This window comes from Streptomyces sp. NPDC090106 (assembly GCF_044747265.1).
Lineage (GTDB): Bacteria > Actinomycetota > Actinomycetes > Streptomycetales > Streptomycetaceae > Streptomyces.
This window is the reverse complement of record NZ_JBIVDS010000002.1, coordinates 396,293-416,856: the sequence shown is the minus strand read 5'-3', so window position 1 is coordinate 416,856 and position 20,564 is coordinate 396,293. Positions and strand designations below refer to the sequence as shown.

The 20,564-nt window shown below is 73.8% G+C and carries 12 protein-coding genes; 4 read left to right on the top strand and 8 right to left on the bottom strand.

Annotated features, from left to right (window positions below; genetic code table 11):
* Window positions 1-3: 3 nt before the first annotated feature.
* The 3 genes from ACIPSE_RS07375 to ACIPSE_RS07365 form a co-directional block, all read right to left on the bottom strand.
* Complete coding sequence (locus tag ACIPSE_RS07375) at window positions 4-3,513, bottom strand: ATP-dependent helicase (RefSeq protein ID WP_401658434.1); 3,510 nt, start codon at window positions 3,511-3,513, stop codon at window positions 4-6.
* Between the two features lie 116 nt (window positions 3,514-3,629).
* Window positions 3,630-7,040, bottom strand: coding sequence for an ATP-dependent helicase (locus ACIPSE_RS07370; RefSeq protein WP_401658431.1), 3,411 nt, complete (start codon window positions 7,038-7,040; stop codon window positions 3,630-3,632).
* Between the two features lie 176 nt (window positions 7,041-7,216).
* Window positions 7,217-7,582 (bottom strand): MGMT family protein, encoded by a 366-nt coding sequence (locus tag ACIPSE_RS07365; protein ID WP_401658429.1) that lies wholly within the window; start codon window positions 7,580-7,582, stop codon window positions 7,217-7,219.
* A gap of 186 nt (window positions 7,583-7,768) precedes the next feature.
* On the opposite strand from ACIPSE_RS07365, the gene ACIPSE_RS07360 reads away from it, so the two are divergent.
* The 3 genes from ACIPSE_RS07360 (at window position 7,769) to ACIPSE_RS07350 (ending at window position 13,885) form a co-directional block, all read left to right on the top strand.
* Window positions 7,769-10,486: a lysylphosphatidylglycerol synthase domain-containing protein gene (locus ACIPSE_RS07360; protein WP_401658426.1), complete on the top strand. Its 2,718-nt coding sequence runs from the start codon at window positions 7,769-7,771 to the stop codon at window positions 10,484-10,486.
* Between the two features lie 135 nt (window positions 10,487-10,621).
* Complete coding sequence (locus ACIPSE_RS07355) at window positions 10,622-12,166, top strand: alpha/beta hydrolase (RefSeq protein ID WP_401658423.1); 1,545 nt, start codon at window positions 10,622-10,624, stop codon at window positions 12,164-12,166.
* Window positions 12,167-12,325: 159 nt separating this feature from the next.
* On the top strand, window positions 12,326-13,885 hold the full coding sequence (locus ACIPSE_RS07350; RefSeq protein WP_401658421.1) for an alpha/beta hydrolase: 1,560 nt from the start codon (window positions 12,326-12,328) through the stop codon (window positions 13,883-13,885).
* Between the two features lie 70 nt (window positions 13,886-13,955).
* Here ACIPSE_RS07350 and moeZ read toward each other — a convergent pair whose 3' ends face one another.
* The 4 genes from moeZ to ACIPSE_RS07330 form a co-directional block, all read right to left on the bottom strand.
* Window positions 13,956-15,134 (bottom strand): adenylyltransferase/sulfurtransferase MoeZ, encoded by a 1,179-nt coding sequence (gene moeZ, locus ACIPSE_RS07345; protein ID WP_401658418.1) that lies wholly within the window; start codon window positions 15,132-15,134, stop codon window positions 13,956-13,958.
* Window positions 15,135-15,197: 63 nt separating this feature from the next.
* Entirely contained in the window at window positions 15,198-15,953 is a 756-nt protein-coding gene (locus tag ACIPSE_RS07340) for a spherulation-specific family 4 protein (protein WP_401658415.1), read from the bottom strand.
* Window positions 15,941-16,906: an NAD-dependent epimerase/dehydratase family protein gene (locus ACIPSE_RS07335; RefSeq protein ID WP_401658413.1), complete on the bottom strand. Its 966-nt coding sequence runs from the start codon at window positions 16,904-16,906 to the stop codon at window positions 15,941-15,943. Before ACIPSE_RS07335 ends, ACIPSE_RS07340 begins: the two co-directional genes overlap by 13 nt.
* 159 nt (window positions 16,907-17,065) lie before the next feature.
* Entirely contained in the window at window positions 17,066-18,211 is a 1,146-nt protein-coding gene (locus ACIPSE_RS07330; RefSeq protein ID WP_401659739.1) for a hypothetical protein, read from the bottom strand.
* On the opposite strand from ACIPSE_RS07330, the gene ACIPSE_RS07325 reads away from it, so the two are divergent.
* Window positions 18,113-18,583, top strand: coding sequence for a hypothetical protein (locus ACIPSE_RS07325; protein ID WP_401659804.1), 471 nt, complete (start codon window positions 18,113-18,115; stop codon window positions 18,581-18,583). The two genes, ACIPSE_RS07330 and ACIPSE_RS07325, sit on opposite strands and share 99 nt — an antisense overlap.
* A 35-nt stretch (window positions 18,584-18,618) precedes the next feature.
* Here ACIPSE_RS07325 and ACIPSE_RS07320 read toward each other — a convergent pair whose 3' ends face one another.
* On the bottom strand, window positions 18,619-20,409 hold the full coding sequence (locus tag ACIPSE_RS07320) for a DUF3492 domain-containing protein (protein WP_401658411.1): 1,791 nt from the start codon (window positions 20,407-20,409) through the stop codon (window positions 18,619-18,621).
* Window positions 20,410-20,564: the final 155 nt, after the last annotated feature.

Below are 20,564 nucleotides of genomic sequence, written 5' to 3'. Positions count from 1 at the left end.
AGCCTATCGGCCCGCACCGACATCCTCGGTGGGCGGTTCCTCACAGTTTGCTGGCGCGGAGGGCTCCTCCAGCAACAGTCGCTCTAGCGTTCTGCGCCCGGGCAGGTCCCGCGGCCGTTCGACCTCGCCGCTGCGCACGTACACGAACGCGGCCGTGACCGACTCGACGGGCACCCCCTGCTGCTCGGCCCAGGCCAGCCGGTACAGGGCGAGCTGGAGCGGATCGGCGCTGCGGTCGCGGCCGGTCTTCCAGTCGACGATCTCGTACGACGGGTGCTCGCCGCCCTCCAGCTCGTAGACGGCGTCGATGCGGCCCCGTACGACGCGTCCGGCGATGGTGAGCTGGATCGGGGCCTCGACGCTGTGGGGGGTGCGGTGGGCGTACTCGGTGCGTTCGAACGCCTCCTTGAGGGCTTCCAGGTCGCGTTCGTCGGCGATCTCGGCGTCGGCGCCGGGGAGGTCGTCGGGCTCCAGCATGGGCAGCGTCAGCTCTTCGAAGCGGGCCTCCACCCATGCGTGGAAGCGCGTGCCCCGGCGCGCGGCAGGCTGCGGGGGGCGCGGCATGGGGCGCGCGAGTTCCTGGGCGAACCCGTCCGGGTCGGCGGCCAGGCGCATCACCTGCGAGGCGCTGAGGGTCATGGGCAGGGGGACATCGGTGACGGCCTCCCGCGCGCGGAGCAGTTCGCCGGTGAGGGCGTCGAGGTCGCGGTCCCAGGAGGCGAGGGTGCGGGCCTCCTCCGGGGTGAGGGGCTCCCGGGGCCTGGGCTCCTCGGGGTGCGGAGTCGCGGAGTGCGGAGCCGCGGGGGCCGTCGCCTGGTGGGGGACGGTCGGGCGGTCCGCGGTCCAGGCGTCCCAGTCGCCGGCGTCCTCCTGCGGGATCTCAGCGGGGAAGCCGTCGTCGAAGTCGCCGTCGAAGTCGTCCTCCGGGGGCGGCGGCCAGTCCGGGTCGTCGTAGGCGTCCGGGTCGTGCGAGGCGGCGGGGCGGCTGTCGTCGGCGGCGTCGGAGGCGAGGGCCTCCAGGTGGGCGAGGACGGTCTCGGCGGCGGCCCGGCGGCGCTTGAGCGCCGTGCCGTCCAGGGGCAGGGGCCAGGCGTGGTCGGCGTCGGCCGGGTGGAGCGCCGGGTTCTCCTCGCCCTCGGCGGGCTCGTCGGCCCAAGCCTCGATCTCGCCGTGTCCGGCCGCGCAGTGCTCGTACAGCGCCTGGAGGAAGCCGGAGGGGCCGCGCGGTTTCTTCTGGGCCGGGCCCCACCAGTGGCCGGAGCCGAGGAGGAGGGAGCGGGGGCGGGTGAAGGTGACGTAGCCGAGGCGGAGCTCCTCGGTGTGCTGATGGTCCTTCATGGCCTCGTGGAAGGCCTTCAGGCCCCGGGAGTCCCACGCCTCGACGTCCGGCAGGGTGACGGCGTCGCCGCGCAGTTCGTGCGGCAGGACCTTGCCCTGGGCGGTCCACTTCTCCCGGCCCTGGGTGCTGGGGAAGGTGCCGGTGACCAGGCCGGGAACGGCGACGACGTCCCACTCCAGGCCTTTGGACCGGTGCGCGGTGAGCACCTTGACGGTGTTCTCGCCGCCCGGGAGCGCGTTGTCGAGGCCCTTCTCGTACTGGGCGGCGGTGCGCAGGAAGCCGAGGAAGGCCAGCAGGGTCGCCTCGTTGTCACCGGCCGCGAAGGAGGCGGCGACGTCGAGGAAGTTGGACAGGGTCTCGCGGCGGCGGGCGGCCAGGGCGTGCGGGGACGCCGACAGCTCGACCTCGAGGCCGGTGACGGCGAGCACGCGGTGCAGGACGTCCATGAGCGGGTCGGCGAGCGAGCGCCGCAGTTCGCGCAGCTCGGTGGCGAGCCGGGCGAACCGCACGCGCGCGTCCGGCGAGAACGGCAGCCCGTCGTCGTCGCCGTCCGCCGCCCCGGTGAACGTGTCGAGGACGAAGGTGTCGAGGGCGTCCGCGAGCGATATCACCTCGGCCGGGTCGACCCCCTCGACGGCGACCGCGAGCCGCCGGTCGCGGTCGTCACCGGCGTCCACGCGCGCGTGCGCCACGAGCCGCCGGGCGCGGCGGCCCAGCAGCGCGAGGTCGCGCGGGCCGATGCGCCAGCGGGGGCCGGTGAGGAGACGGACCAGGGCGGCGTTGGCGCCGGGGTCCTGGAGGACCTCGCAGACGGCGACGAGGTCGGCGACCTCGGGCAGGTGCAGCAGCCCGGACAGGCCGACGACCTCGACGGGGACGTCCCGGGCGACCAGCGCGCCCTGGATCTCGGCGAAGTCGGTGGCCGTACGGCACAGGACGGCGATCTCGCCCGGTGCCTTGCCGGTGTGCACGAGATGGGCGATGGAGTCGGCGATCCAGCCGATCTCCTCGGCGTGGGTGGACAGCAGGGCGCAGCGGACCATGCCGTCGCGTTCGGCTCCCGGGGCCGGGCGGAGCGCCTCCACGCCCGCGTGCATGGCGCGCAGGGGCTCGGCGAGGCCGTTGGCGAGGTCGAGGAGCAGGCCGCCGCTGCGCCGGTTCTCGCTGAGTGCCTGGCGGGTGGCGGGGCGGCCGTCGGCGTGGGCGAAGTGCTCGGGGAAGTCGTCGAGGTTGGCGACGGAGGCGCCGCGCCAGCCGTAGATGGCCTGGCAGGGGTCGCCGACGGCGGTCACGGGGTGTCCGGTGCCGTCGCCGAACAGGCCCGCGAGCAGGATGCGCTGGGCGACGGAGGTGTCCTGGTACTCGTCGAGCAGGACGACCCGGAACTCGTCCCGCAGGACGCGCCCCACCTCGGGGATCTGGGCGAGTTCGGCGGACAGGGCGATCTGGTCACCGAAGTCGAGCAGGTCGCGCGCGCGTTTGGCGGCCCGGTAGCGGCCGACCAGTTCGGCCAGTTCCCGCCGGGAGGCCGCCGCCTCGGGCACCTTGCGCAGGTCGGCGTTGGTGAGCTTGGCGCTCTGGAGGGAGAGCAGCAGCCCGGCGTCGTACGCGCGCAGCCGTTCCGGCCGGACGAGGTGTTCGGACAGCTCGGCGTCGAGGGTGAGCAGGTCCCCGACCAGGTCGGGGAAGGAGCGGGTCAGCGACGGGTAGGGGCCGGGGGCCTCGCGCAGCACGCGCGCGGCGAGCTGGTAGCGGGTGGCGTCGGCGAGGAGCCGCGAGGTGGGCTCCAGGCCGAGGCGCAGCCCGTGGTCGGTCAGCAGGCGGCCCGCGAAGGAGTGGTACGTCGAGATCACGGGTTCGCCCGGCGGGTTGTCCGGGTCGATGACGTCGGGGTCGGTGACGCCCGCCCTGACCAGCGCCTTGCGGACGCGTTCGGCGAGTTCGCCGGCGGCCTTGTTGGTGAAGGTCAGGCCGAGGACCTGTTCGGGGGCGACCTGGCCGGTGCCGACGAGCCAGACCACGCGGGCCGCCATCACCGTCGTCTTGCCCGACCCGGCTCCGGCCACGATCACCTGCGGGGCGGGCGGCGCGGTGATGCAGGCCGTCTGCTCCGGGGTGAACGGGATGCCGAGGAGCTCCTTGAGCTGGTCGGGATCGGTGATACGGGCGGGCATGAGGCAGAGGCTAGCGGCGGGCACCGACAGTCGAGGACGAATCGCCCTCCGGTCGCCCCCCGATCCGGAAGAAGCGCAGGTCAGCTCATGTGGTGCGACGCGTCACAGCGGTGCGCTCACTCCACCACCTGGCGCCCCTCGGGCCGGGCGCTGCACGAGGCCCGGAACGAGCAGTGCGTGCAGTGCTGCCCGGTCCTGGGCGCGAACCGCTCGTCGAGGACCTTCCCGGCGGCCGTCGCGAGCAGGTCGCCGACCCACTCGCCGTCCAGCGGCTCCTGGGCCTGCACCTTGGGCAGCGTCTCGCCGCCGTCGCGCTGGGCGGCGCCCTGCCGCAGCTGGACGAGTTCGGCGCCGCCCGGTTCGGGCCGCGCCCCGCCGAAGGCGTCGTCGACGGCGCCCTCACGGACGGCGAGCTGGTAGACGGCGAGCTGCGGGTGGTGTTCCACCTCACGGGCGCTGGGGGCCTGCTTGCCGGTCTTGAAGTCGACGACGTACGCGCGGCCGTCGCCGTCGGCCTCGACGCGGTCCATCTGGCCGCGGATGCGCACCTCGTAGTCGCCCGCCGCGAGGGTGACGTCGAAGTCGTGCTCGCTGGCGACCGGGGTGCGTCCGGTGCGGGCACCACTGGTGTCGACATGCCACTTCAGAAAGCGTTCGAGCGCCACGCGCGCGTTCTCCTTCTCCTGCGCCGACTTCCAGGGCGCGTCGAAGGCGAGCGCGTTCCACACGGAGTCCAGGCGCTCCATGAGGACGGCGAGGTCGGCCGGGGTGTGCCCGGAGGCGACCTCGTCGGCGAGGACGTGCACGACGTTGCCGAAGCCCTGGGCGGCCGTGGCGGGCGCGTCGGCCTTCACCTCGCGGCCCAGGAACCATTGCAGGGCGCAGGTGTTGGCGAGCTGGTCGAGGGCGCTCCCGGAGAGCACTACGGGCTCGTCGCGGTCGCGCAGCGGCACCTTGGACTCGGTCGGCTCGAACATGCCCCACCAGCGGTAGGGGTGGGCGGACGGCACGAGCGGGCGGCCCTCCTCGTCGGCGAGCGCGGCCAGCCGGGCGAGCCGGCGGGCGGCGGCCTCCCTGAGCCGCTCCGACACGCGCGGGTCGACCGTCGTGGCCCGCAGTTCGGCGACGAGCGCGGCCACCGACAGGGGGCGGCGGGGACGGCCGGTGACGTCCTTCGGTTCGACGCCCAGCTCGGTCAGGAACCGGGAGGGCTGGTCGCCGTCGTCGGCCGGCGCCTTCACCGCGGTGACGACGAGCCGCTCACGCGCGCGTGTGGCGGCGACGTAGAACAGGCGGCGCTCCTCGGCGAGCAGGGCGCCCGGGGTGAGCGGTTCGGCGAGACCGTCGCGGCCGATGCGGTCGGCCTCCAGGAGGGAACCGCGGCGGCGCAGGTCCGGCCACAGGCCCTCCTGGACGCCCGCGACGACGACCAGGCGCCACTGGAGCCCCTTGGCGCGGTGCGCGGTCATCAGGCGGACGGCGTCGGGGCGGACGGCCCGGCGGGCGAGGGTGTCGGCGGCGATGTCCTCGGCGTCGACCTCTTCCAGGAAGTTCAGCGCGCCCCGGCCGCCGCCGCGCTCCTCGGCGCGCGCGGCGGTCGCGAACAGCGCGCACACGGCGTCCAGGTCACGGTCGGCGTTGCGGCCGGCGGCGCCGCCGCGCCGGGCGGAGCGTTCCAGGCGCGAGGGCCAGGGCGTGCCCTGCCACAGGTCCCAGAGGGCCTCCTCGGCGCTGCCGCCGCCCGCGAGCCGCTCCCTCGCCCGGCGCAGCAGCGCGCCGAGCCGCTGGGCGCCGCGCGCGTACCCGGGGTCGTGCACGGCGAGCCGCTCGGGTTCGGCGAGCGCCCGCGCGAGCAGTTCGTCGGAGGGCGGCGGGAACGCGTTGCCCGCGGCGCGCTCCTCCTCCCGCAGGGCCCGGCCCAGGCGGCGCAGGTCGGCGGCGTCCATCCCGGCGAGGGGCGAGGTGAGGAGGGTGAGGGCGGTCTCGGTGCCGAGCCAGCAGGAACCGGCCTCAGCGGCCCCGGTGACATCCTCGGCCTCGGTGACCTCCTCGGCTTCCGTGGCGTCCGCGGTCTGCGTGGCGCCCGCGGCTTCCGCGGCCTCCCCCGTTGCCGCGGCTTCCCCAGCTTCCGCCGTCTCCGCCTCGGCCACCGCCCGCAGCGCCGTCAGCAGCGGTGCCACCGCCGGCTCGTGCCGCAGGGCCAGGTCGTCGCCGTCGATGTCCAGGGGGACGCCCGCCGAGGTCAGCGCCCGCCGCACCGTCGGGATCATGCGTGACCCGGCGCGCACCAGGACGGCCATCTCGCCCCAGGGCACCCCGTCCTCCAGATGCGCCCGGCGCAGGATGTCCGCGATGTTGTCCAGTTCGGTGCCCGGCGTCGGGTACGTGAAGACCTCGACGCCGCCGCCGTCGCGCACGGGCGTGAGCTCGCGGTGCGCGCGGACCTTCTCCGTGGGAAGCCGGGTCAGCGGCATGCGCTGGGTCAGCAGCCGGGTCGCGGCGAGCAGGCCGGCGCCGGAGCGGCGGGAGGTGCGCAGGACCTCGACGGGGGCGGGACGGCCGTCCACGCGCGGGAAGGCGTCGGGGAAGTCGAGGATGCCGTTGACGTCGGCGCCCCGGAACGCGTAGATCGACTGGTCGGGGTCGCCGAACGCGACCAGGGTGCGTCCGCCGCCCGCGAGGGCCTGAAGGAGCCGTACCTGGGCCGGGTCGGTGTCCTGGTACTCGTCGACGTACACGGCGTCGTACTGCGCGGCGAGCCGCAGGGCCGTCTCGGGACCACTCGCGAGGAGCACCGCGCGGTGGACGAGTTCGGCGTAGTCGAGGACGCCCTGGAGGTCGAGGACGTCGAGGTACTCGGCGAGGAACGCGGCGGCGGCCCGCCAGTCGGGGCGGCCGATACGGCGGGCGAAGGCGTCCAGGGCGCCGGGACCGAGGCCCAGTTCGCGGCTGCGGGCGAGGACCGCGCGGACCTCGTCGGCGAACCCGCGCGTGGTCAGGCAGGCGCGCAGCTCGTCGGGCCAGCTCACGTGCGCCAGGCCGAGGCGTTCCAGGTCGGGCTGGCCGGCCAGCAGTTCACGCACGGCGACGTCCTGCTCGGGGCCGGACAGCAGGCGCAGCGGCTCGACGAAGAGGTCGCTGTCCTGGTGGGCGCGGACCAAGGCGTAGCAGAACGAGTGGAAGGTGGTCGCCCGAGGCGCTCGGGCGGCGCCGATGCGCAGTGCCATGCGGTCGCGCAGTTCGACGGCGGCCTTGCGGCTGAACGTCAGCACGAGCACGCGCGCGGGGTCGCCGCCGCGGGCGACGCGCTCCGCCACCGACTCGACGAGCGTGGTGGTCTTGCCGGTGCCCGGACCTGCGAGGACGAGCAGCGGCCCGGACCCGTGGTCAACCACGGAGCGCTGAGCGGCGTCCAGAAGAGGGGGGCCGGCGGTGGCCGGCGGGGTGCGGACCAGTCGGTAAGCGCCACGGTTCCCCTGACGCACCGGGGGGTGCGTCAGGCTTCTGGTGGAGAAAGAGGAACTCACGTGGTTCGCCGGTCCTGGTGGGTGTGCTGGTGGAACGTCCGCCGTGGGTGCGGGGCGGGGATCGCGGGGTGAGAGGGACGCGTACAGGCGACGCTACGCCGCCGACGGGTGGCGGTGCCCCGGTTCCCCCGTACGGATCACCGGCTCCCCCTGGGCCCGTGCGATGGCGGAAGCTGTCAGGTGTGACCTTCCGCGCGTTCGCCGCCGTCCCATCGCGCCTGTCTCATGTCGAGGCGCGGCAGGTGGCCCTCGGCGGCTCTGCTCGCGGTCCGCAGCGGCGTGCCCTCCTCGCGGTAGTGGTCCAGGGCCCGCAGCTCGTGGCCCGGGAGCAGCGCCCCGTCCGAGCGGACGACACGCCACCAGGGGACGGCACCGCCGTAGAGGGCCATCACGCGTCCGACCTGCCGCGGGCCGCCCTGCTCCAGCCACTCCGCGACATCGCCGTACGTCATGACGCGCCCGGGCGGAATCAGTTCGGCGACCTCCAGGACCCGCTCCGCGTACTCGGGCAGCGCGTCCGGCGGCAGGCTCTCGTCACTCATCCGTCCCATCCTGCCCCACCCCACCGACAATGTGACGCGCTGGCGACCGTGCGTATCCCTCGCTCCGGGGCGGCGCTTCGGGCAGACTGTGCGCCCCCGCGTTTGCACCCTGATGCCCCCGTGTGTCGGTGCGGCATGCCACCATCGTGCGGGCGGTGACCGGTGATACGAGATCAAGAAGAGACGATGAAGCAACAGGGCGTGCACCCTGAGGACGCGGAAAGCACCTCTGCCGCTTCGTCGCGCCCGGACTCCGAGGACACCGACGAGAAGGCCGTGACCAGCGCGGATTTCCACGACGACACCCACAGCGACGAGGTCGAGGGCGACGAGCCGCTGCTCCCCGCGCGCGTGCACCGCCCCTCGGACCTCATGCGGCTGCTGGTCGGCGTACTGGCCGTCGCCGTGCTGCTGGCGATCGCCGCGTTCGCGCACGGCACCACCTCCGGTCTCGAACAGGACATCAACAAGGGCACCGGGCAGGCACCCGACCTGCTCATCAAGATCGCGGGGCTGGCGTCCAGCATCGCGATCCTGCTGGTGCCCGTCGCCTTCGCGATCGAGCGGCTGATCAAGCGGGACGGGCTGCGCATCGCCGACGGCGTGCTCGCGGCGGTCCTCGCGCACGGTGTGACGCTGGCCACCGACCTGTGGGTCGCCAAGGCCGCCCCCGGCTCGATCCAGGAGGCGCTGACCCAGCCCTCCCCCGGCGACATCCACGCCCTCACCGACCCGGTGCACGGCTATCTCGCGCCGGTCATCGCGTACATGACGGCCGTCGGCATGTCCCGCCGGCCGCGCTGGCGCGCGGTGCTGTGGACGGTGCTGCTCCTGGACGCGTTCTCGATGCTGGTGTCCGGCTACACGACACCGTTCTCGATCATCCTGACGGTGCTGATCGGCTGGACGGTCGCCTACGGCACGCTGTACGCGGTCGGCTCGCCCAATGTCCGGCCCACCGGGCGCACGCTCATGGCGGGCCTGCGGCACGTCGGCTTCCACCCGGTCAGCGCGGCCCGCGAGGAGCAGCAGGACACGGTGGAGACGGGCGACCGGGGGCGGCGCTACTTCGTGACGCTGGAGGACGGTCCGCCGCTGGACGTGACGGTCGTGGACCGCGAACAGCAGGCGCAGGGGTTCTTCTACCGTGCGTGGCGCAACCTGACGCTGCGCGGCTTCGCGACCCGCAGCAGTCTGCAGTCGCTGCGCCAGGCCCTGGAGCAGGAGGCGCTGCTCGCCTACGCGGCGATCGCCGCCGGTGCCAACGCGCCCAAGCTGATCGCGACCTCCGAGCTCGGTCCCGACGCCGTGATGCTCGTCTACGAGCACACCGGTGGCCGCACCCTGGACTCGCTGCCGGACGAGGACATCACCGACGAACTGCTGCGCGACACCTGGCACCAGGTGCGGGCGCTCCAGTCCCGGCGGATCGCGCACCGCAGGCTGGTGGGTGACGCGATTCTGGTGGATCGTTCCGGCAAGGTGATCCTCACCGATCTGCGGGTCGGCGAGATCGCGGCCGGTGATCTGCTGCTGCGCATGGACATCTCCCAGCTGCTGGCCACCCAGGGTCTGCGGGTGGGCGCCGAGCGCGCGGTGCGGGCGGCGGTGGACGTCCTCGGGCCCGACGCGGTGGCCGACTGTCTGCCGATGCTCCAGCCGATCGCGCTCAGCCGCTCCACGCGCGCGACGCTGCGCCGGCTCGCCCGGGAACGCGCCCAGCGCGAGCGCGACGCGGTCCTCGAAGCGTCCAAGCAGGCCAAACAGGCCCGCCTGGAGGAGAGCGCGGACGCCGCGACGCCCCCCGTGCTCGAGAAGCCCGACAAGAAGGCCGTACGGGCGGAGGCGCGGGCCGAGAAGCGGGCCATCGACGAGGCCATCGAGGAAGCGCGCGAGGAGGATCTGCTCACGCTGATCCGCCACGAGGTGCTGCTGATCCGGCCGCAGGCGCCCGTCGAACCGGCCCGCCTGGAGCGGGTGCGCCCGCGCACGCTGATCAGTCTCATCGCCGGGGCCATCGGCGCGTACTTCCTGCTGACCCAGCTCACCCACATCGAGTTCGGGCCGCTCATCAAGAACGCCGAGTGGGGCTGGGTCGCGGCGGCCGTGCTGTTCTCGGCGCTGAGCTATGTGGCGGCGGCCATGGCGCTGCTGGGCTTCGTGCCCGAGCGGGTGCCGTTCGTGCGGACGGTGGCGGCGCAGGTAGCCGGGTCCTTCGTGAAGATCGTCGCCCCGGCGGCGGTCGGCGGCGTCGCCCTCAACACGCGCTTCCTCCAGCGCTCGGGGGTGCGCCCCGGGCTCGCGGTGGCCAGCGTGGGCGCCTCGCAGCTGTTCGGCCTGGGCTGCCACATCCTGATGCTGCTGTCCTTCGGCTATCTCACCGGCACCGAGAAGACCCCGTCGCTGTCGCCGTCCCGGACGGTCATCGCGGGTCTGCTGACGGTCGCGGTGCTGGTGCTCGTGGTGACGTCGGTGCCGTTCCTGCGCAAGTTCGTCGTCACGCGCGTGCGCTCGCTGTTCGCGGGCGTCGTGCCGCGCATGCTGGACGTGCTCCAGCGGCCCCAGAAGCTCCTGACCGGCATCGGCGGCATGCTGCTGCTGACCGCCTGCTTCGTGATGTGCCTGGACGCCTCGATCCGCGCCTTCGGCACCGAGGGCACCTCGATCAGCATCGCCAGCGTGGCCGTCGTCTTCCTCGCGGGCAACGCGCTCGGTTCGGCGGCGCCGACGCCGGGCGGTGTCGGCGCCGTGGAGGCGACTTTGACGGTCGGTCTGATCGCGGTGGGCCTGCCCAGCGAGGTCGCCGCGCCGTCCGTGCTGCTGTACCGGCTGCTGACCCTGTGGCTGCCGGTGCTGCCGGGCTGGCTGTTCTTCAACCACCTGTCCCGCAAGGGCGCCCTGTAGCCGCACGGATCACACGCGAGGCCCGCGGCGGTGGCCCTCCCTCGCGAGGGCGTCCCGGTGGCGACGGGCACGCGCGCGTACCTCGTACGGCCCGTGCCCCGAGCGGGCGGGCGTGCCCCACCGCAGGATGGGATCATGCCGAACCCTCCCCGCCTGCGCGCCGCTGCCCTGACCACCTCCGCCGTGCTGCTCTCCGCCCTGCTCTCCGGGTGCGGAGACGGCTCCGAGGACCAGGACGTGACGGCCCAGAAGCTGAGCTGGAAGGACTGCCCGGCCCCGTCCGCGGCGGAGGGCGGCGGTGACGCCCCGTCACCCCTGCCGAACGGCGACGCATGGCAGTGCGCGACCCTGAAGGCCCCTCTGGACTGGGCGGAGCCCAAGGGCGACACGATCGACCTGGCGCTGATCCGGGCGCGGACGAGCGGCGACGAGGACCAGCGCATCGGCTCGCTGATCTTCAACTTCGGCGGCCCCGGCGGCTCGGGCGTCACCACCCTGCCCGCCTTCGGCTCGGACTACGCGAAGCTGCGCACCCGCTACGACCTGGTGAGCTTCGACCCGCGCGGCGTCGGCCGCAGCGCCCCCGTGCAGTGCCTGACCGACCTTCAGCTCGACGCCTACTTCCAGCAGGACGCGACGCCGGACGACGCGGGCGAGCGGGCCGCGCTGCTGAGCAACACCAAGGAGTTCAACGCGGCCTGCGAGGACAACTCCAAGAAGGTGCTGCCGCACGTCCGCACCACCGACGCGGCCCGCGACATGGACCTGATGCGCCAGGTCCTGGGCGACGACCGGCTGCACTACTTCGGCATCTCGTACGGCACCGAACTCGGCGGGGTCTACGCCCACTTGTTCCCGAAGAAGGTGGGCCGGGCGGTGTTCGACGCCGTCGTCGACCCGACCGAGACCTCCGAGCAGGGCTCCCTGGGACAGACCAAGGGCTTCCAGCTCGCCCTCGACAACTTCGCGAAGGACTGCACCTCCCAGGTCGAGGACTGCTCCATCGGCGACACCGCGGACGACGTGAAGGACCGCATCGCCGCACTCCTGAAGAGCCTGGACAGCCGACCGCTCCCCGGCCTCGGCACCCGCCGGCTGACCCAGACCGCGGCGACCAGCGGCATCGCCCAGTCCCTGTACTCCAAGGACTTCTGGCCGTATCTGACCCAGGGCCTGGAGGAGGCGTACGACGGGAACGGCCAGACCCTGATGCTGCTCGCCGACTCCATGAACGGCCGCAACGACGACGGCCAGTACAGCAACCTCGCCGCGGCGAACATCGCCATCAACTGCGCCGACGACAAGCCCCGGTACACCGAGGCCTACGTCGAGGAGAAGCTGCCCGAGTTCCGGGAGGCCTCCGAGATCTTCGGGGACTATCTCGCCTGGGGCATGCTCAGTTGCACGGACTGGGCGGTGGCGGGCGCGGGCGCGCATCCCGACGTGAGCGCGAAGGGCTCGGCCCCCATCGTCGTCATCGGCAACACGGGCGACCCGGCGACGCCGTACGAGGGCGCCGGGAAGATGGTCGAGGCGCTGGGCGCGGGGGTCGGGGTCGAGCTGACGTACAAGGGGCAGGGGCACGGCGCGTACGACAGCAAGAACAAGTGCGTGCAGAGCGCGGTGAACGGCTATCTGCTGAACGGCAAGGTGCCGGCGGCGGGAACCGTGTGTTCCTGAAGTCCCCTCGCCCACAGGCGGATCAGGCCCGCCGCCCATCAAAGAAATTGCAGGTCAGAAGGTTATCCACAGGTCTCGGCCGTCGTCGCCCGGTCCGCCTACCATGGCATGACCGCCATCCGCCGCACGATGCGGACGGCCCGCGAGGGGGGAAGTGCGATGACGCGTTTCGTACGGTGGACGGCCCTGGCCGCCGCCGCGGCACTGCTGGTGGGGGCGTGCAGCGGTTCGTCTGACGAGGGGAGCGACGACGACAGGGCGAGCGGGGCGGCTCCCTCGTCGGCCTCCCCCTCCGGCTCCGGGACCGTCGCGGCGCTGCCGTCCTCGCTGACCGCGCAGAAGCTCGACTGGAAGGCCTGCAAGGGCACGTCCGACTCGCCCGCGCCGAGCAGCGACTGGCGGTGCGCGACGCTCAAGGTGCCGCTGGACTGGGCGAAGCCCGAGGGCCGGACGATCGGCCTCGCGCTGATCCGCGCCGAGGCACGCGGGGGTTCGGACACCCGGCTCGGCTCGCTGCTGTTCAACTTCGGCGGCCCGGGCGGCTCGGGCGTCTCCATGATGCCGCTGTACGGGGCGACGGTGGCCCCGCTGCGCGAGCGGTACGACCTGGTGAGCTGGGACCCGCGCGGGGTGGCCGCCAGTGAGGGCGTGCGCTGCCGCGACGACCGGCGGATCCAGGCCGCCGAGTCGATCGACGCCACCCCGGACACCCCCGCCGAGGAGCAGGCGTACTTCGAGGACGCCAAGGACTTCGGCGAGGGCTGCGAGCGGGCGGCCGGGACGCTGTTGGCCCATGTGTCGACCACGGACACGGCCCGCGACATGGACCTGATGCGCCAGGTGCTGGGTGACGCGAAGATGCACTACTTCGGCATCTCGTACGGCACCGAACTCGGCGGGGTCTACGCCCACCTGTTCCCCGAGAAGGTGGGGCGGCTGATCCTCGACGCGGTCGTCGACCCGACCGCCGACACCGTCGGGCACGCGGAGAACCAGACCCGGGGCTTCCAGCGCGCGCTCGACGACTATCTGAAGTCGACCGGCCAGGACCCCGAGACGGGCACCCGGAAGATCGCCGACCTCCTCGCGGACCTCGACGCGGACCCGCTGCCCACCGGGTCCTCCCGGAAGCTGACCCAGACGCTCGCGGTCACCGGCATCGTGCTCCCCCTGTACAGCAAGGCCAGTTGGCCGACCCTGACCAGCGCGCTGGAGGCGGCCGAGCAGGGTGACGGCTCGGAGCTGCTGAGCCTGGCCGACGGCTACAACGAGCGGGACACCTCGGGCCACTACGGCACGACGACCCACTCCCAGCGGGTCATATCGTGCCTGGACGACAAGTCCCGGCCGACCGCGGAGGAGACGAAGAAGCTGCTGCCCGAGTTCGAGAAGCTCTCGCCGGTCTTCGGACCGTTCCTGGGCTGGGACACGGCCGGCTGGTGCCACGACTGGCCGGTGGCCGGGCAGTGGGACACCCCCGAGGTCAGCGCGGCCGGCGCGGCGCCGATCCTCGTCGTCGGCAACACGGGCGACCCGGCGACGCCGTACGAGGGCGCGCGGAAGATGGCCGACGAACTGGGCCAGGGCGTCGGAGTGGTGCTGACCTGGAAGGGCGAGGGGCACGGCGCGTACGGCAGCGGGAGCGACTGCGTCGACTCGACGGTGAACGCGTATCTGCTCAAGGGCACGGTGCCGAGGGACGGCAAGGTCTGCTCATGACGGCGGCGGGGGGGGGGGGGCCCCCCCCCCGGGGGGGGCCCCCCCCCCCCGCCGGCCGGAGCGGGTGCGGTCAGTAGACCGGCTTGTCGGGCTCGATCTGGTTGACCCAGCCGATCACGCCGCCGCCGACGTGCACGGCGTCGGAGAAGCCCGCGGACTTCAGGACCGCGAGGACCTCCGCACTGCGGACACCGGTCTTGCAGTGCAGGACGATCTTCTTGTCCTGGGGCAGGCCCTCCAGGGCGGTGCCCATGAGGAACTCGTTCTTCGGGATCAGCTTGGCGCCCGGGATGGAGACGATCTCGTACTCGTTGATCTCGCGGACGTCGATGATCTCGATGTTCTCGCCGTCGTCGATCCACTCCTTGAGCTGCTTGGGAGTGATCGTCGAGCCGGCGGCGGCCTCCTGGGCCTCCTCGGAGACGACGCCGCAGAAGGCCTCGTAGTCGATGAGCTCGGTGACGGTGGGGTTCTCGCCGCAGACCGCGCAGTTCGGGTCCTTGCGGACCTTGACCTGGCGGTACTGCATCTCCAGGGCGTCGTAGATCATCAGGCGGCCGACGAGGGGGTCGCCGATGCCCGCGAGGAGCTTGATGGCCTCGTTGACCTGGATGGAGCCGATGGACGCGCACAGCACGCCCAGGACGCCGCCCTCGGCGCAGGAGGGGACCATGCCCGGCGGCGGGGGCTCGGGGTAGAGGCAGCGGTAGCAGGGGCCGTGCTCGGACCAGAAGACCGAGGCCTGGCCGTCGAAGCGGTAGATGGAGCCCCACACGTACGGCTTGTTCAGCAGCACGGCCGCGTCGTTGACGAGGTAGCGGGTCGCGAAGTTGTCCGTGCCGTCGACGATCAGGTCGTACTGGCTGAAGATGTCCATCACGTTCTCGGCTTCGAGCCGCTCTTCGTGCAGGACCACGTTCACGTACGGGTTGATGCCGAGGACGGAGTCACGGGCGGACTCGGCCTTGGAGCGGCCGATGTCGGCCTGGCTGTGGATGATCTGACGCTGCAGATTCGACTCGTCGACCTCGTCGAACTCCACGATGCCGAGCGTGCCCACGCCCGCGGCGGCCAGGTACATCAGCGCCGGCGAGCCCAGGCCGCCGGCGCCCACACAGAGCACCTTGGCGTTCTTCAGCCGCTTCTGCCCGTCCATCCCGACGTCGGGGATGATCAGGTGGCGGGAGTACCTGCGGACCTCGTCTACGGTGAGCTCGGCGGCGGGCTCGACCAGGGGTGGCAGCGACACGGGGACTCCGTTGGTCGGTCAGTCATTACGGTTGTTCTCTCCGTAACAGTGCCACGCCCTTTTTCATTCCGAGACACCCGTCCCGATCCGCGAGACAAGGGTGTCCCAGTAGCCGGGCATGGTCTCCCAGGGGTCGCCGAGTCCGCCGCGGTCGGTGCGGTCGGTGCGGTCGGTGAACCAGATGGTGGCGGCGCCCTGCCAGCGGGCGATGCGCAGCGCCTCGTCGAGATGCGGTCCGGGAACGCCGTGCACGAAGTGGCAGAAGCGGTCCGGCGGGTAGTCGGCGGTCCACTCGGCCACCTGCGACCAGCGGTAGTCGCTCCACGGTCCGTCGAAGGTGACGAGCTGGTCCGCGTTCTCGGCGTAGCCCGGGTAGGGGTGGGTGCCGTGGCCGAGGACGACATGGGCGCCGTCGCGCATCGCGCGGAGCGTGGTGACCGTGCGGCGGATCTCGGGGAGCGCGGAGCGTTCGGCGGGGCAGCGGTCGAGGAGGAAGCCGTCGACCCGGTACCAGTCGAGATAGCGCTGCGCGTCGGAGACCAGGTCGCCGAAGGCGCGGGCACCGTGGAGGGTGTCGAGGTGGCCGAGGACGCGGACGCCCGCGTTGCGCAGCCGCCCGGCCGCCTCCAGGCAGTGCGTGTCGGGACGGGCGCCGGGGCCGTCGGCGACGTTCAGGACGACCCAGTCGACGGGCGCGCCCGGCCGGGTCAGTTCGGCCCACTCGGCAGGGGCGACGAGGGGGTGGGCGAAGCCCGGGACACCGAGGCCGGTGCGCAGACCGGTGGCGGCGGCGCCCTGGGCGCTGGTCAGATGCGGCACGCCGCCTCCATCCAGATGTCGGCCAGGGACTCTTCGAGGTTGATGCGGGGCCGCCAGCCGAGCCGGTCGCGCGCGGTGCGGACATCGGCCTGCTGCCAGCTGCCGCAGCCGTCCGGGTACGGGTACGCGACCGGGGCCGCGTGGTCGGACTCGGCGGAGCGGGGGTGTCCGATGGTGGCCCGCAGGGGCGGTCCCGGGGGTCCGTCGAGTTCGTGGAGGGCGCCGCCGTACCCGGCGACCCGGGCGAGGACGGCGGCGGCGTCCCGCAGCCGCACGGCCCGGCCCGAGCCGATGTTGATGACGCCCTGCGCGGCGGACAGCGAGGCGGCGTGCACCGCGCGGGCCACGTCACGGACGTCGATGAAGTCGCGCTGGACGCCGAGCCCGGCGAGCTTCAGCTCACCGTCGCCGGACTGCATGGCACGGCGCATGGCCTCGGCGAGGCGGCCGAGCGGCGAACCGGCGGGCGTGCCGGGTCCGGCGGGCGAGAAGACCCGCAGCACGACCGCGTCGAGGCCGGATCCGAGGACGAGTTCGGTGGCGGCGAGCTTGCTGACCCCGTACGGGCCGCCGGGGCGGGGCACGGCGTCCTCGGCGGTGGAGGAGCCGGGCTGGCTGGGGCCGTACTCGGCGCCGCAGCCGATCTGCACCAGCCGGGCGCCGCAGCCGCTGCGGCGCAGCGCCTCGCAGACCGTGGCGACGGCGACGGTGTTGTGGCGGGTGAGCTCGCGGGCGCCGCCGCGGGTGGCTCCGGCGCAGTTGACGACGACGCCGGGGTGGACCGCGTCGAGGAAGCGGGTGAGCGCGCCGGGGCTGCCGGACGCGAGGTCGAAGCGGACGTCGGCGTCGTCGCCGCGGCCCAGCGCGGTGAGCTGGACGGCCGGGTCGGCGAGCAGACGGTCGGCCACGAAGCGGCCCAGGTAGCCGTTGGCTCCGATCAGCAGGACCCTCATCGTGCTGCTCCCGGGGCCTCGGGGTGGGGTCGGGAGGTGATCATGTGGTGCTCTCCTTAGGAGGGGTTCCGCCGGTGGTGGGGCGGGGAGTGCGGGTGAAGGGAAGTGGGGGGTGGAGCCGCGTCGCGGGGGTGGGGTGCGGCTGCCGCTTCCGCGGCCTCACCACGGGTGGTCCGTGGGGGCGTGGGCCGAGGCGCGGGTGAGCCTGCGGGTCGCGTGGAGCAGGAGGACCGTGGCACCGCCGCCGCAGACCAGGGCGGGCACGCTGCCCGCGCCCCAGGACGTCACGGCCGCCGTGACCGGGGCGCCCAGGACGTCGCAGCCGGGCAGGCGGGACGCGAACACGCTCGCCAGGGCCGTCGCCTGCACCGCGACCGTCACCGTGAGGACGAGGGCGGGCGCGCGGGTGTAGCCGTGGACGGTGAGCAGGCGGGCGAGGAACAGGAGGGCACCGAGGGTCACCGTCTGGGCGTAGGCGGCCGGGGCGTCGAGCACCGCGGCGGTCACCGCGAGGACGGCGGTCAGAGCGGCGGCGAACAGGGCGAAGCCGCCGACGAGCAGGGGCCGTACGGCGTCCGCGAAGTCCTCCAGGCCCCTGCTGCCCGTGAGCCGGCGGCGGGCCCGGGTCGCGAAGAGGTGCGCGGACCAGGCGGCGGGCGCGCAGGCCAGGGTGAGCGCCAGGAGGGGCGCGACCGCCGTGGGCCAGTCACCGCCGGGCGCGCCGGTGGGCAGGCCGTCCGGGCCCCCGCTGACGGCGCCCCGCAGGAGTCCGTCACCGAGCGCGGCCCAGGCGAGGAGCCAGAAGGTGACCGTGCGGGTGTGCGGCGGGGTGGGGTGCATGGCGTGCAGCGGGCCCCGGGCGAGGGCCGCGCGCAGGGCCAGCGCCACGGCGAGGCCGCCGACGACGGCCGCGAACAGCCGCACCCGGCCGTGGGTGAGCCCGAGCCCGGCCAGCGTCGCGCCGCACAGCGCGCCCGGCAGCAGTGTGAGCAGCACCCAGTCGGCGCGGATCCGGGGGGCCGGGAGGTCGTCGGGGGCCGTCGGGGACTCCGCGTCGCGGGACACGCGCGCGTACATCTCCTCGGCGAGGGAGAAGACGTCGCGGTGGCGGAAGCGGGCCGCGGTGCGGTCGGTGACGCCGTGGGCCTCCAGGCCTGCCGCGATCTCCAGGGGGTCCACGGCCCGTTCGCACAGGTCGCGGTGACGGTGCATCAGTGCCTTGACCGGGTCCGCATCGGCGCGGCGCCGGGACGGGGCGCTCCGGCGCCGCCCGACAGGACCGCCGTCGCCGCCCTCACCGCCCACGCCGCCCGCACCGCGTCCGCCGCTCCCGACGCCCCCGCCGGCGGCCACTGCGGCCTCCCCGGCCACGTCGGCCACGTCGGCCACGTCGGTCGCGCCATCCGCCACCTGGCCGTCCGAGGCCTCCTCGCGACGCGCGCCGGACTCACCGCCGACGGCGCCTGCATCACCGCCGACCCCGTCAACACCTACAGCACCGTCAACGACTACAGCCTCGTCAACACCTACAGTCTCGTCACCGCCGAAGGCCCCGTCACCGCCGAAAGCCCCGTCACCGCCGGACGCGTCCGGCCCGACGGCATCCGGCCCGACGGCGTCCTCCCCCTCCCCCTTCAGCCACTCCCGCGACCGCGGGTCCCACGCGCCGGGACTTGACGGTGTACCAGGGCGGTCCAGTTCGCCGAGCTCGCTCATCGTGCTCCCTCCGTCGCCGGATGCGGGGAGTTGGCGCGGACCGGGGCTCCGGCGGCCCAGCCGGGGCCGCCCCTGGCCACGAGCCGCGCCCCGGGGCCGGTCCAGCGGCCGGGCACATGGGCCTCGGCGGGGGCGGCGAAGGGCAGCGGTTCCCCGGTGGCGCCGTCGAGGACGACACGGCGGACCGGGTGGTGCGAGACGATCTCCAGGTAAATGCCGTGAAATGCCGCGATGTTCTGCTCGACGGTGAACAGCTCCAGCGCCCGGGCCCGCGCGGCGGCGCCCAGGCGTTCGCGGCGCTCGGGGTCGCGCAGCAGCGCGAGGCACGCCTCGGCGAGCGCCTTGGGGTTGCGCGGCGGTACCACGAGTCCGGTGCCGCCGATGACCTCGACGACCGCGCCGACGTCGGTGGAGACGGTCGCGCGCCCGCAGAACATGGCCTCGACGAGGCTGATGGGGAAGCCCTCGACGACGCTCGACAGGACGGTCACCGCGCCCGCCGCGTAGGCGTCGGCGACGCTCGGGGCCTCGGGGCCGCCGATCTCCTCGAAGGAGACCGGGTTGGAGCCGACGGCGTGCAGGCCGTCCGCCTCGTCCGGGAAGAGCTGGGCCGCGAGCATCCGGCAGTGGCCGAGGTAGGACGCGCCCTCGGCACCGGCCGAGGCACCGCCTGAGCCACCGGCCGAAACACCGCCCGAGGCACTGCCTGGAGCACCGCCCGAGGCACCTCCTGACGCACCGGCCGCCGCACCGACCGGCGCACCGATGATCCGCAGACGGGTCTTCGGCTCCTCCTTGCGGACCTCCGCGAAGGCGTGCAGCAGGGAGACCAGGTCCTTGGCGGGTTCCACCCGGCCGACCCAGACCAGCGTGTCCGGGTCGACGCACTCCGCCGACTCGCCGACCTCGGCGAACTGGGCGGCGTCCATGCCCGGATAGACCGTGCGGATCCGGTCGCGGTCGGCGCCGCAGCGTTCCTGCCAGCGGCGGGCGTGCGCGTTGCCGGGCGTGACGAGGGCGGCCCGGCGGTAGATCTCCGCGGCGAGACGGCCCTGGAAGGCACCGGCCAGGGAGCGCACGGGGGGCGCGGTGTCCGGGGCCGACAGGAAGTGGGTGCGCAGCTGGACGCCGTACTCGGTCACCAGCAGCGGGACGCCGGCGAAGTGCCGGACGAGCAGTCCGGTGAGGGCCGCGGGGCCACCGGACGCGGCGTGGCACAGGTCGACGGAGCCGAGTCCGTCGTCCTCGTACCAGTCCAGGGACAGGGGGCGCAGGGCGCGTTCGAGGTGCGCGGCCACGGCGAGCAGATCGGGGACGCGGGCCTCGCGGGCGGCACGGAGGGCGCCCGGCGCACGACAGGCGCGCTCCAGGGCGCGCACGGCGGTCTCGGAGCGGAGCGCCGCGACCAGCCCGCCCTCGTCGCGGGCGAGTTCGGCGAGCCCGTACAGCGCGCTGCCGAAACGGTCCGCCTCGGCGGTCGACGGGTCCTCGGAGGGGCCCGCGCAGAGCACGGCGGCCAACTCGCCGTAGTGCTCGGCGAATCGCCTGCGCGCCGCACGGCCGTACGTCGCGCCGTCCTCCTCCGCCATCCACAGCGGGGCCGTGCGGACGCGGCTGACCTGCGGCGGCAGCGGGATCCAGCCCTCGTCCTCCTGCCGCTCGCTGCGACTGAGCGCGTAGATGTCGAACTCGTGCTGCCCGAGCCCGCGCACGAGCCGGTCGCACCAGAGCCTGGCGTCACCGCTCACATACGGATAGCCACCCTCCGTAAGCAGTCCGATGCGCACGCGCGCACCCCCGATCTCCCGTTTGGGGAGCCGCCGTTGACCCGGCGGCTCGCAGCGGGACGAACGTATGCGGACAAGGCGGTGGTGGGGGGGGGGGGGGGTCGGGCCCCCCCCCCCAACGGGGGTAGGGGGTGGAAATAAAAGTCGGGGTGGGG